This is a genomic window from Flavobacterium sp. LAR06 (genome assembly GCF_041946075.1).
Classification (GTDB): domain Bacteria; phylum Bacteroidota; class Bacteroidia; order Flavobacteriales; family Flavobacteriaceae; genus Flavobacterium.
In genome coordinates this window covers 280,780-295,227 of record NZ_JAUTYT010000003.1, presented here as the reverse complement: position 1 = coordinate 295,227, position 14,448 = coordinate 280,780, and the positions used below count along the sequence as shown (strand labels likewise).

Sequence of the window (14,448 nt, the reverse complement as noted above, 5' to 3'; positions counted from 1 at the left end):
CAAAAAAAGTCCTGATCCGGAAATTTCGAGATTGGGACTTTTTTTTGCCTAATCCCCAACTTTTGCACCTGATCCGATTTTTACTGTTCCTCAGATTTACGTCTTGATCGAAATTTTTAGATCGTAAAGGCTTGAAAAATCGACATATTTGTGTATAAAAAAGAGACAACTATATAATAGTTGTCTCCTTAAGTGACAGGAACAGGACAAATTTCTATAAAATTTATGGACGATTTGAAGATATTGGCGTACTACATGTAGGGGTTGTCTTTATATGTCTTCAGTATTTTGGTTTGGATGTCCTGTTGGGGATTGATTAAAATTTGGATTCTGTCGCATCTGGGAATAACTTTTATCTTTAGAATTTTAAACCGATCAAAAGATGAATACTAAAGGTCATTGTTATCCAAAATACATCATTCTTCAGGCAGTATATTTCAAGCTAAGATTTACACTTAGTTACCAGAATGTTGAAGAACTAATGAAGATTAGAGGAGTCATTGTGGATCATGCCACGATTCAGCGTTGGGTTTATAAGTTTGCACCTTTGCTTGAGGCAGAGATGAAGAAGAGAAAAGGCAGAGTGGGGGCGAGTTGGAGATTGGATGAGACCTACATCAAAGTAAAAGGTATTTGGTGTTATTTATATCGAGCAGTAGATAAATTAGGCAATACGGTTGACTTTCTTTGACCAGAAAAAGACAAAGAATGAGTGCTCAGTCATTTCTAATTAAAGCAATTGCTAATAATTACCGGCCAAGAGTAATAAACATTGATAAAAGTGGTTTTAAATCATTTTGTAAATTGGCAGTTTAACTTTTAAATCATTTAAAAACTTATATTTTATTCTGACAGATGCGACAGATGCGACAGAACCACATTTTCCAGTTTATGCGAAAGTAGATTTAGTTTAATTATTTTCCTAATAATTTTTTAGTCTGCAAATAAAAAAAGCTCTCATTTCTGAGAGCTTTGCGCTGTAATTGAAATAATATTTTTACAAAGAGCTGGCTTTTATTCTTACGATTTTACCGTCCTGCATGACAACTAAATCGCTGTTATTTTTCTTTTTAAACTCAATTAGTTTTTCAGAAACTTTATCCATTGCCTCTATAATCTTCTTCTGAGTCGGTGTCGTTGTTGTTTTGTGTTCTCCCATGATTGGTCATTTTTGAGTTTATCGAACTTGATTTCATTTATAACTTCAATGTCATTGCCTAAAGTTTTTTGCGCTATTAATTCAGCTTTAACAGCTGTATTGTCAAAAATCAATGCCTCATTAACTATAGGCAAATATATATCAAATAAATTTGTTATTCCGTTTTTATACCTGCGTTTAATAACATCGGTTTCAATATTATGACCGCCTTCCTGAACTCTTGTTTTGACCCTCTCAATTGCGAGATCAACACTATTGAGCCAAAAAAACAAAAGCACCACTTTATAACCTTTTTCCTGAGCTGCAATCACTTTCTGCTTATAGCTTTTAGTGGCTAAAGTCGTTTCGAAAGCAAAGACTTCATTGTTGGCTAATAATTCATTAATTCTGTGAAGCATTATTCTTCCCGCTTCAAAGGCTGCCTTTTCGGGCTGAAAAGGAGAAAGTCCTTTTGCAATTTCGTCCGCATTTACAAATTCTTTACACTGCAATATCTCAGGAAGAATTGTAAATGAGGCTGTAGTTTTACCTGCACCGTTACAGCCTGCTATTATATAAAGATTTTTATTCATTGTTACAAAGATAAGAAATTTCAACTTTAATAAACACCTGTCAATAATTTTATGAACATGATTTTGGAGAATAAACTTACTGCTTTACTGGTCAAATCCAAAAATAAATCTTCAAAACAGCTGTAAAAATCACTAAACTTTTACTGAAGCAGATTGTCCTGCGGTTGAGTCTTTTTAGATGGGTTCTGAGTGTCAGATTTTTTCTTTCAATATGGTTTGTACCAAAACGCTTGACAGAATGCAGTTTCTCGTCAATCAAATATCTGTAATTTTTTAATCTGTCAGTAAATATCTTTTTAGCTTCTGATAATTTTAGAGTTTCCAAAACACGACTCAGCGTTTGATTGGTTCGTTTCCCAACATTAAAACTCACAACTGTTTTAGAATTCTTTTCCAATGCATAAACCAGCCAGATATAATTTTTCTTGTGTCTGATATGAGTGCACAGCTCATCGACTTCATAAGTTTTGCCTTGGTTCTGTCGCATTTGAGAATAATTTTATCTTTAGAATTTTAAACCGATCAAAAGATGAATACTAAAGGTCATTGTTATCCAAAATACATAATTCTTCAGGGCGGTATATTTCAAATTAAGATTTACACTTAGCTATCGTGATGTTGAAGAAATAATGAAGATTAGAGGAGTGCTTGTGGATCATGCCACGATCCAGCGCTGGGTTTATAAGTTTGCACCTTTGCTTGAGGCAGAGATGAAGAAGAGAAAGGCAGAGTAGGGTCTAGTTGGAGATTGGATGTGACCTATATCAAAGTAAAAGGTATTTGGTGTTATTTATATCGAGCAGTAGATAAATTAGGCAATACGGTTGACTTTCTTTTGACCAGAAAAAGACAAAGAATGAGTGCTCAGTCATTTCTAATTAAAGCAATTGCTAATAATTACCGGCCAAGAGTAATAAACATTGATAAAAGTGGTTCTAATACCGCAGCGATCAAAGTATATAATAAACGTTCATTCACAAAGATTAAAATCCGGCAGTGTAAATATCTCAACAATATTGTAGAACAGGATCATCGTTTTATAAAGTGGCGTATACAAAACGGATTAGGTTTTAAAAGTTTTGAATCGGCCAGACTAACATTGAGCGGAATTGAAGTTGTGCATATGCTGAGAAAGAATCAAATGGTTAGACCAAGGATAACTATGTTTAAATCATTTTGTAAATTGGCAGTTTAACTTTTAAATCATTTAAAAACTTATATTTTATTCTGACAGATGCGACAGATCCGAAGCGATGAAGCTGAATGTATTTGACATTTCTGGAAAAGAAAAAGTACATGAAAATGACATATATTAAGATGCGAAAGGCTAACAATTTTATTTGTTTACATCTGACGGAAAATTATAAATAACTTATGAAGTTGAATACAATGGTTAATAGCTCATTACAGTAATGCAGGATCTGAACCTTTTTACGGAACTCCTCATAGCAATGGCAGTATAAAAACCAAAAATAAAACACTAAAAGGAAAATTAACCATTATGATTATTAAAATGAAGAAACTTTATCTGGTTTTAATTTTAGCCTCTATAACTTCTTATAGCGTAAATGCACAACAAGCTGTAGCTGAGAAAGAAGTAGTGGCAAAACACGAACTAAATTTTAAGGAACTCTCGACAACTTGGGATGAAGGTATTCCGCTGGGAAATGGAATCGTAGGGGCTTTAGTATGGCAAAAAGGGAATAAGCTACACATGTCCTTAGATCGCGCTGATTTATGGGATATGCGACCAATGAAAGGTTTGCACCGTAAGGAGTTTAGTTACAAATGGGTACAAGGACAGGTACAAAAGAACGATTATGGTATCGTACAAAAATATTTTGATGAGCCCTATGATACGGAGCCCGCACCAAGTAAAATACCCGGTGGTGCATTGGAATTTGAAATTCAGAATTGGGGAGCGGTTTCGGCTGTGAACCTTTCTCTTAAAGATGCCTTATGTGAAGTGAAATGGGAAAACGGAACCGTTTTAAAAACATTCGTGCACGCTGTTAAACCCGTTGGATGGTTTCGTTTTGAGCATTTAAAAAAAGATTTTATACCCCATTTAATTACCCCTAAATATCAGGGAGAAGTTAAAGTATCCGGAAATCCGGTAGGAGGTGATGACTTAGCACGACTGGGATACAAACAAGGCAAGGTAACCCAAAAGGGGAATGCCATATCGTATGAACAAGAAGGTTGGGGAGGATTTAAGTATCAGATTAGTGTGAGTTGGAAGAAAATAAATGATACAACTATCGAAGGGGTCTGGAGTATTACTTCTCAGTATCCAGACAAAAAAATAAACCCTGTTGCGGAGAATATTGCAAAAAAGACATTAGAAGAGGGGTATAATAAAGATTTAGCAAGTCATGTTTCATGGTGGAAAAAATTCTGGAACCAATCCAGTATTCAGGTACCGGATGCTTTATTAGAAAAACAATGGTATTTGGAACAATATAAATTTGGTTCTGCAGTCCGAAGAGGAGCTCCACCCATTTCTTTGCAGGCTGTCTGGACTGCAGATAATGGACGTCTGCCTCCGTGGAAAGGCGATTATCATCATGATTTAAATACGCAGTTAAGCTATTGGCCTTCCTATAGTGGAAATCACATGGAAGAAGCTATGGGATATATTGATCATCTGGAAGAAAATAAAGCAAATTATAAGCGCTATACCAAAATGTATTTTCAAAATGATGGTCTGGCGGTACCTGGTGTTACAACACTTGATGGTACTGAAATGGGCGGATGGATCCAATATTCATTTTCTCCTACCGTATCTGCGTGGTTGGGGCAGCATTATTATTTGCATTGGCGTTACAGTATGGATCGCAAATTTTTGAAAGAAAAAGCATATCCATGGATTAAAGATGCGGCAAAACATTTGGAGCAAATCACAATAAAAGATGAAAAAGGTTTTAGGAAATTACCTATTAGTTCTAGTCCTGAGATGAATGATAATGATATTAGTGCCTGGTTTAGTCAAAGTTCTAATTATGATCTGGCATTAATGACATTTACTTTTAAAGCAGCAACAGAACTGGCAAATGAGCTGGGTTTAAAGCAGGAAGCAAGTCATTGGAAACAGATACTAGATGAATTTCCGGATTATGCGCTTACAGCAAATAATGAAATGATGGTTACACCAACAATGCCATACAGTGAATCTCACAGACATTTTTCGCATTTGATGGCAATTCATCCACTGGGGCTCATTAAGTGGGAAGATGGGGAAAAATCACAAGCAATCATCAAAAATACAATTAGCCTGGTAGATAAAATTGGGCCAGATTACTGGTGTGGTTATTCTTATTCCTGGATGGCCAATCTTAAAGCAAGGGCAAAAGATGGAGAAGGCGCTGCCAAAGATTTGGAGATTTTTGCTAAGGCATTTTGTCTTAAAAATAGTTTCCATGTCAATGGAGATCAGACAAAATCGGGCTATTCAAAATTTCAGTACCGTCCTTTTACGCTGGAAGGTAACTTTGCTTTTGCAGCTGGTTTACAGGAAATGTTATTACAAAGTTATGCTGGTTTTATGGAAATCATGCCTGCTATACCAGCGGCATGGAAAGACATTTCTTTTGATAAATTAAGAGCAGAGGGAGCATTTCTGGTAAGGGCTTCAAAGAAAGATGGAATTATAACAGAAACTAAGATTGTAGCAGAGCAAGGCGGAAAAACCAAATTAAAATTACCATTTAAAAACTGGAAGATTGAATCAAGTCATCAGGCAAATATAAAACAGGTTTCAGATGAATTTATTGAACTGGAATTTGAGAAAGAAGGATGGATTGTTTTAAAGAATAAAGAATAGAGAAGTATCTGCTCGGTTCTGTCGCATCTTTGAATAACTTTTATCTTTAGAATTTTAAACCGATCAAAAGATGAATACTAAAGGTCATTGTTATCCAAAATACATAATTCTTCAGGCAGTATATTTCAAGCTAAGATTTACACTTAGTTACCAGGATGTTGAAGAAATAATGAGGATTAGAGGGGGGCTTGTGGATCATGCCACGATCCAGCGCTGGGTTTATAAGTTTACACCTTTCATTGAGTCAGAGATGAAGAAGAGAAAAGGCAGAGTGGGGGCAAGCTGGAGATCGGATGAAACCTATATCAAAGTAAAAGGTATTTGGTGTTATTTATATCGAGCGGTAGATAAATTAGGCAATACAGTAGACTTTCTTTTGACCAGAAAAAGACAGAGAATGAGCGCTCAGTCATTTCTAATTAAAGCAATTAGTAATAACTGCAGGCCAAGAGTAATAAACATTGATAAAAGCGGTTCTAATACTGCAGCTATCAAAGTATATAACTAGCGTTCGTTCTCAAAGATTAAAATCCGGCAGTGTAAATATCTCAACAATATTGTAGAACAGGATCATCGTTTTATCAAGTGGCGAATACAAAACGGATTAGGCTTTAAAAGCTTTGAATCGGCAAGACGAACATTGGGCGGAATTGAAGTTGTGCATATGCCCAGAAAGAATCAGATGATTGAACAAGGGATAACTATGTTTAAATCATTCTGTAAATTGACAGGCCAACTTTTAAATTACTTAAATTCTTATATTTGATTCTGACAGATGCGACAAAACCAAGTTGTTCTTAATTAATGATCTTGTACTCATCCTAAATAGTAATAAATATCTTCCGTATAAAAGTTATTGTTTTTTTTCTTACAAAATATACATTGTAATTTTAAAATTTAATTATCTTTGTTTTTTGTAAATGTCAATATTTCAATGTGTTATTATTTATTTTGAAATATTTTTTGCATTAAAAATTATAGCACTTAATTCTTGAATATACTACACTTTTAAGGTCTCTAAAATTAGATTTTTTACATACTTGCCATTTATTTGCCTCTCATATATTTTTTGCCTTACCAAAAAAATAAGTAAAATGAAAGAACAATCTCAAACGAAATCTGGCGATGAATTTCTAAAAACAGATGGCGGAAAAACAAAGACAAATTCAATAGAAGTACCTTCAATCTCCTTACCTAATGGAGGAGGTGCTATAAAAGGCATTGATGAAAAATTTTCTGTTAATGCTGTAAATGGAACTTCGAGCTTTTCAATACCGCTTCCTGTTTCGTCAGCACGGAATGTAACTCCCAATTTGGGAATCTCATATAATTCAGGATCTGGTAATGGTATTTTTGGATTAGGATGGGATTTAAGTTTAGGATCAATCAAAAGAAAAACAGATCAGGAATTACCTCAATATTTAGACGGAATTGAGTCTGATGTTTATTTGCTTTCTGATGCAGAGGAGTTAGTTCCCGAGTTCAAAAAAAAAACAGACGGGAGCTTTCAATTGAAAAATGGAGACTATTTAATTAATGAACGAAATTCTCCAGATGGATTATTTGTAATTAGAAATTACAGGCCAAGAATAGAAGGTCTGTTTGCACGAATTGAGCGCTGGATTGAAAACAGTACGGGAAGAATTAAGTGGCGGGTTATAAATAAAGATAACGGAACTACATTGTTTGGATGGACAGATAATGCTGTTATTGCAGACCCTGATGATCAATCAAAAATTTGTAACTGGCTGCCAGAATTTGTTTTTGATGATAAAGGAAATTGCTCTCAGTATGTTTACAAAAAAGAAGATGAGGAAGGTATCGACCAATCATTAATTCATAATCGAAATCGGTTAAAAAATGGTTTGATAACCTATACAAATCTTTATCCCGATAAAGTTCTTTATGGAAATAAAACACCTTATAAAAATTTTGGTGATGCCTTTCCTCCGGAAACTGATTATATGTTTCAAACTGTTTTTGATTATGGAACCACAGATACTATTAATCAGCCTTTTGATAAAATAAATTCATGGGATTTTAGGCCTGATGCTTTTTCAAATTATAAAAATGGTTTTGAGATTAGAACTTCCCGTTTATGTAAAAGAGTCTTATTATTTCATGTTTTCAGTGAACTGGCATTAAAACAGGACAAATCAGATAGCAAAACATTAATTAAATCCTTAAATTTTGAATATAATACTAGTATAGAGCAAAATTTTACCTTCCTGACAAAAGTTACTTCTTTTGGATATATAAAAAAAACAGATGGCTCATTTTCTCATAAAAAGCTACCGGCTTTAGAATTTAATTATCAAAATCTCGATTGGAATAAGGAGGTAAAAACAATTTTGCCCAGTGAATTAATTCACGCACCAATTGGTTTGGATGAAAGTTTATTTCAATTTGTAGATTTATTCAATGAAGGTTTGCCGGGGATTCTTACGGAGCAGGCAAGGAGCTGGTATTACAAACAAAATCTTGGTGACGGCAAATTTGAGGCCGCAAAAGTAGTCGCTCTTAAACCTTCATTTGCAGGATTAAATAAACAACTTCAATTTGCAGATCTTGATGCTGATGGAGGAAAACAATTGGTGAGTTTTGGTAATGAGCCAAAAGGATATTTTGAATTGAATGATGCTAATGAATGGCATGGATTACAGACCTTTAAAACTTTGCCTAATATAGACTTTGGTGCGTCAAATATAAGATTGCTGGATTTAAATGGTGATGGCAAACCAGATGTTGTTGTTTCTGATGAACAAGTTTTTACCTGGTATGCTTCTGAGGGAAGAAATGGCTATAGTGATGCGAGAAAAACCAAGAAATCGTTTGACGAAGAAAAAGGACCAAATATTGTTTTTGCAGACGCTACACAAACTATTTATCTCGCCGACATGTCAGGTGATGGATTGACAGACATTGTTAGGATACGAAATGGAGAAGTTTGCTTCTGGCCCAATCTGGGTTATGGAAAATTTGGAGCAAAAGTTGCCATGGATAATCCGCCTGTTTTTGATAATGAAAATTCATTTAACCCCTCCTATCTAAAATTGACTGATATTGATGGTTCAGGAACCGCAGATATAATTTACTTGGGAAAAAATAAATTTACATGCTGGAAGAATCTTAGCGGGAACTATTTTAGCAAAACACCTTTTGAAATTGATGCCTTTCCCGAAGTGCACCCTCAATCTAATGTAACAGTAGCAGATCTGCTCGGAAACGGTTTATCCTGCATTGTATGGTCGAGTTCACTACCAAAAGATGCAAATACTCCCTTGAAATATATTGACCTGATGAACAGTAAAAAACCACATATCATGGTAAATTATCTGAATAATCTGGGAAAGGAAGTTTCAATTGAATATAAGCCTTCGACGAAATTCTATATTGAAGATAAACTGGCAGGAAAACCATGGAATACAAAGCTTCATTTTCCGGTGCATTGCATCTCTAAAACCACTACCGAAGATAAAATATCAGGATATAAATTTGTAAGTGAATATAAATACCATCACGGTTACTTTGATCATTCTGAAAGAGAATTCCGAGGTTTTGGAATGGTTGAAAAAATAGATTCTGAAACATATGAGCATTGGGTAAAAAGTGGGGCATCAAATATTACAGAGAAAGATCTTCATCAGGACCCCGTTATTACTAAAAGCTGGAATCATACGGGCGCATTGCTAGAGAAAGATAAATTGTTAAATCAGTTTGAAGATGATTATTGGTATCGGGAAATAAAGAGGAAGCTTAATCTAAATGTGGTCCATAATGAAAAGTCACTTCCTGATGCTAAAATAATTCTCGCTCCAGGCATCGATCAATCAGTACTGAGCGATCTTTCTGCTCAGGAATGGAGAGAAGCACTTCGCGCTTGCAAAGGCATGGCACTGCGTTCAGAAATATTCGCATATGATGCTGAAAAATTTGAAAATGAGCAAGATGCCCTTGAAAAAGAACTTATCCCTTTTACGGTAAGTACACACAATTGCATAATCGAAATGCTGCAGCCTAAGGGCAAAAATAAGAATGCAATATTTATAGTAAAAGAGAGCGAAGCAATTTCATATGGCTATGAACGTAATGTTGATGATCCCAGAATTAGTCATACTCTTAATATAAAATTAGACGAATATGGAAATGTTTTAGAATCTGCGTCGGTAGTGTATCCCAGACTACTGCCGGATGCCTCACTTCCGTTAGTCACGCAAAAAGATCAGGATAAAACGATCATAATTTTTACTCAAAATCAATTTACGAATGATGTATTTGATGAAAATGTAAATAGAGTACGCCTTCCTTCTGAAACAAAAACATACGAACTAAAAAAAGTTCCAAAGGCTGAAACGTATTTTGCGCCAGAAGAATTTAAAGACATCCTTTTAGATACTAAAACAACAGCTCTTTTTTATCACGAAATCGACAAACCAGCAGGAAGCAAGGCTCAAAAAAGATTAATTGAACATGTCCGTTCTGTTTATTATAAAAATAATTTGACAGATCCTTTATTGCTGCATCATTTAGAATCGCTGGCCATTCCTTTTGAAAGTTATCAATTGGCCTATACTCCGGAATTGGTATTCGATATTTTTGAATCAAAAGTTAATCCAACATTATTAACTGAAGGCAAATTTAAAAATAGTGAAGGAGATGATAATTGGTGGATATCTTCGGGCATTGTTCAGTTTAAAACGCCATCAGAAAATCAGGCTGATATCCAAAATAGATTCTATTGTCCAGTCTCTTATACAGATTCATACGGAGCTTTAACTAAAGTTAAATATTATGGTAAATATTTTTTATTTATCAATGAAACAGAAGATGCCTTAAACAATAAATCCGTAGTAGAAAATTTTAATTTTCGCACATTATCTCCCAAAAAAATGAGAGATATTAATGGTAATTTTTCAGAAGTAATTATCGATGAACTAGGGCTTGTTAAAGCGACGGCGGTTATGGGTAAGGGAAATGATGCAGATGAGCTTAGCGGTATATCAGAAATAACAGATAACACAGAGTCAGCGGAAATACAGAATTTTTTGCAGGCTTCAGATTCAGTCGATTTAATCAGTAAAGGAAAGGCTTTATTGCAACATGCCACTTCAATATTTATTTATGACCTTAATAATTATACGACTTCAGGAAAACCCGCGGCAGTAGCTTCAATTACTAGAGAAAAACATACTAAAGAAGCTGTAGATTCTCCCGTTCAGATTGCATTTGAATATTCCAATGGCACAGGAGAAACTGTAATGAAAAAAACGCAGGCGGAAGCTGGTGTTGCTAAGAAAGTTATTATTAACCCGGATCATTCCATTTCAATAAATTCGATTGATACTTCCTTGTTGAATCCGAAACAGTTACGCTGGATTGGTAATGGAAGAAGTATTAAAAATAATAAAGGGAATGTTGTAAAACAATATGAACCTTATTTTTCGTTGTCGTGGCAATATGAAAGTTATAAAGAATTGGTAGAAACGGGAGTAACACCCATTATGTTTTATGATGCTTTAGGGCGATTAATAGAAAGTAAAATGCCGGATGGGACTCTTTCACGAGTGGAATTCGATTCGTGGCGGCAAAAAGTATATGATGCCAACGATACGATTTTAGAATCTTCATGGTATCAAAACCGAATAAACGGATTAATTGATGCGGAACTTATTGCGGAAGAAAAGGATCCAATTAAAGAAAAAAAAGCAGCAGAAAAAGCAGCAAAACATGCAAATACGCCAAATGTAATCCATTTTGATACTTTAGGAAGACCCGTTCTGTCGCTTGCTCATTACAAAAATGGAATAACAGATGGAGATGAATTTCATCGAACCAAAATACTGTTAGATGTTGAAGGTAATCTTCGTTCCGTTTTTGATGCAAGGGAAATTTCGGAGAACAGCAATTTAGGAAACCTGGTTATAATTAATAAATACGATATGCTGGGTAACCTGGTGTATCATAAAAGTATGGATTCTGGACAGAGATGGTTATTTCAGAATATTCTGGGCAATCCGCTGCGCACATGGGATGAAAGAGAACATGAATTTCAATATTTCTATGATGATTTTCATCGGCCTGTAATTAATAAAGTAATAGGCGGTGATGGTCCGGTACCTCTGGATCATATTTTTGAAAAGATCATTTATGGTGAAAGTTTGTTGACAGGAACCCGGACCGATCTAAACAGATTTAATGAATTAACACTGCAAAATAAGAATGTACTGGGACGGGTTATAGAACATTATGACACAGCAGGTTTAGTTGATACATCCAGTTACAATTTTAAAGGAGAACCTGTAGCAACCATCAGAAAAATTGCTAAAAATTATAAAGAAACTGTCAATTGGATATCCGGAAATTTAATTAATGATCTGGAACTCGGCCCAGGTTTTACATTTGTTACCCAAACAGATGCATTAGGGAGAATAAGCCAGCAAATAGCACCGGACGGAAGCATAATTACACCTTCTTATAATGCAACAGGTCTTCTGGATGGAGAAAGCATACTGCATTCAGGAGCTGCTAGTCCGACTGAATATATTAAGAGTATAACGTATAATGAAAAAGGAAAACGGGAAAAAATAATTCTTGGAAATGGCGTCACTACACATTTTTATTATGATACTAAAAATTTCAGATTAACAAAATTAGAAAGCAAAAGGCAAAATGGTGGCCTGCTCCAAAGCCTCTTCTATACTTTTGATGCAATAGGAAATATTACAGCAATCGAAGACAAGGCAATTCCGATAAGTTTTTTTGCCAATACTATAATTGAACCACTTAGTGAATATACTTATGATGCGCTCTACCGATTAGTTGAAGCAAAAGGCAGAGAGAATAGTGATGCATTAAATTTTGGTGCCTGTGATAATTGGAATGATATACCTTTTATGCATTCGGTAAGTTCAGGTGATCCATTAGCAGTTCGTAAGTATACGCAAAACTATAAATATGATGCGGTAGGTAATATTAAGGAAATGAAGCACGTTGCCGCTAATGGAAACTGGACGAGAAGTTATGAATACGAAACGGCAAATAATAGAATAAAAAGCACTCAGGTTGGTGACAATGGCAACTCAGCCAATTACACCAAATACAAGCACCATGTAAAACACGGTTTTCTGGAAGAATTGCCTCATCTCGAAAAGATCAGCTGGAATTTTAAAGAAGAAGTAGTCCTTACAACAAGACAGCATTGTACCGCTGATAAAATTCCGATTATTACTTATTATCAATACGATGCAAATGGACAGCGCATTCGCAAAATAACCGAAAATCAGGCTTCAGCTGGTGGAACAGCAACCAAAAAAGAGGAGCGTATTTATATTGCGGGTTATGAACTTTATAAAAAATATACAGGTACGAAAGCAGGACTAGAAAGAGAAAGTTTGAGTTTGCTGGATGACGGCCATCGTTTTGTGATGATTGAAACCCGAAATGACATTGACGATAATACCGAGAAACAACTGGTACGTTATCAGCTTCATAATCATTTGGGATCATCAGCATTAGAACTGGATGGAACTTCTGCCGCAAAACTCATTTCTTACGAAGAATATCATCCTTTTGGCACAACTGCCTACCAGGCAACAAATAAAGCCATTAAATCTGCGGCTAAACGCTATCGTTTTACGGGAATGGAAAGGGACGATGAAACAGGATTGGAATATCACAGTGCAAGATATTATTTACCATGGCTGGGACGATGGCTAAATTGTGATCCTATCGGAATTGGTGATGGAGTCAATGTTTATGCTTATTGTAAAGGAAATCCTTTAATGGCAACTGATCCAACAGGAAATCAGTCTGATGAAAGACCAACATCGAGTTTTGGTTTGACATTAAATTTTGATGGAAGCGCTAGAGTTGGTCCATTTATTAATTTACCGCAATGGAGCGGTTCAAGTACTTCGTCACCAATTACCTGTTCCGGTATTCATCCTACATTGGGTGTTTATATGCAATTGGGTATAGGATCAGAATGTGGAGCTTCAGGTGGATCAAGTGTTTCACCTTTAGTTTTAAGTCCGCCCCCATCATCAATTTCTCCTTCATCTGCAGCACCAACACCAGCCGCTATAACAGCACCTGAGGCAGCACCTTCAGATGATGGATCTGTAGGGGAACCTGGGTTTTGGGAAAGTTTAATACCCGTTTGGGGTTCTGGGAGAGAATCTGTTAATCATTTTCAACATGGTAATTATGGACGAGGAATATTTTGGGCTGGAATGGCAGTCGCTGATGTCTTCTTGGTAAAATCACTTATTATGGGTGGAGGAAGACTTTTATTTAGAACAGGAGCTACTCTTTTAACAAGAGAGACAGGTACAGTGGCAGCAAGAGCAACAGTTACGGGATTAGAGCGGGCTCCCTCGTTATCTATAGAAGTTGCTGACAGGCTGGTGGCAGAATCAACCGATGCAGCTTGGCGCAGTTCTGGTTGGGGATCTGGCGCAGAGGTTGCTAATTTAGGAGAATGGTGGGTAAAAAGAACTGGCCCTGGCAATGCCTTTGTGAGAAATTTTGGCGCAATGGGTATTGAAGCGCAGGAACAAGGACTTGCCAGACTTGGAGATATGGGCGTTGAATTTTTTATGCGCGACGGTATGCTTTTTACACGATCAGCAGGTGAGGCGCCAAGAGCTTTTAGTTTTGTTTTTGCTAACGGATGGGGTAGAGGTTCGTTAAGATTAGGAACAATTTTCAATGATATAAGGCCAAGAAACATGGGAGTAGGCGGATTAATTTTTGATCCCGCGCTGCCACCACTTCTTCACAGCTTATTGTGGGGAACTACATACGGAATTCCAAGAACATTGGCTTCTGAAGCGGCACCGCTAATGAGGCCTTAAGAAATACATAACATAACGACTTTAGTGATGATGCAAGAC

General features: G+C 35.8%; 5 protein-coding genes and 3 pseudogenes. 5 read left to right on the top strand and 3 right to left on the bottom strand.

Annotated features, from left to right (window positions below):
• The first annotated feature begins 382 nt into the window (after positions 1-382).
• Positions 383-691 (top strand): IS6 family transposase, encoded by a 309-nt coding sequence (locus tag Q7C23_RS06320; protein ID WP_375031704.1) that lies wholly within the window; start codon positions 383-385, stop codon positions 689-691.
• Positions 692-997: 306 nt separating this feature from the next.
• On the opposite strand, the gene Q7C23_RS06315 is transcribed toward Q7C23_RS06320, so the two are convergent.
• The 3 genes and pseudogenes from Q7C23_RS06315 to Q7C23_RS06305 all read right to left on the bottom strand — a co-directional run.
• A complete protein-coding gene (locus Q7C23_RS06315) occupies positions 998-1,159 on the bottom strand; it encodes a hypothetical protein (protein WP_260672770.1) in 162 nt (53 codons plus the stop codon).
• A complete protein-coding gene (locus tag Q7C23_RS06310; RefSeq protein WP_294963350.1) occupies positions 1,111-1,731 on the bottom strand; it encodes a zeta toxin family protein in 621 nt (206 codons plus the stop codon). The genes Q7C23_RS06315 and Q7C23_RS06310 overlap by 49 nt, the downstream gene beginning before the upstream one ends.
• 91 nt (positions 1,732-1,822) lie before the next feature.
• Positions 1,823-2,209: pseudogene (locus tag Q7C23_RS06305) on the bottom strand (IS1 family transposase); the annotation flags it as partial.
• Positions 2,210-2,260: 51 nt separating this feature from the next.
• Between Q7C23_RS06305 and Q7C23_RS06300 the strand changes: the two are divergent.
• The 4 genes and pseudogenes from Q7C23_RS06300 to Q7C23_RS06285 all read left to right on the top strand — a co-directional run.
• A pseudogene (locus Q7C23_RS06300) lies at positions 2,261-2,926 on the top strand (IS6 family transposase); the annotation flags it as partial.
• 318 nt (positions 2,927-3,244) lie between these two features.
• A complete protein-coding gene (locus Q7C23_RS06295; RefSeq protein ID WP_375031703.1) occupies positions 3,245-5,554 on the top strand; it encodes a glycoside hydrolase family 95-like protein in 2,310 nt (769 codons plus the stop codon).
• 70 nt (positions 5,555-5,624) lie between these two features.
• Positions 5,625-6,320 (top strand): annotated as a pseudogene (locus Q7C23_RS06290) (IS6 family transposase).
• Positions 6,321-6,648: 328 nt separating this feature from the next.
• The gene (locus Q7C23_RS06285) at positions 6,649-14,409 is read left to right on the top strand and encodes a SpvB/TcaC N-terminal domain-containing protein (protein ID WP_375031702.1); all 7,761 of its coding nucleotides are present in this window, start codon (positions 6,649-6,651) and stop codon (positions 14,407-14,409) included.
• Positions 14,410-14,448: the final 39 nt, after the last annotated feature.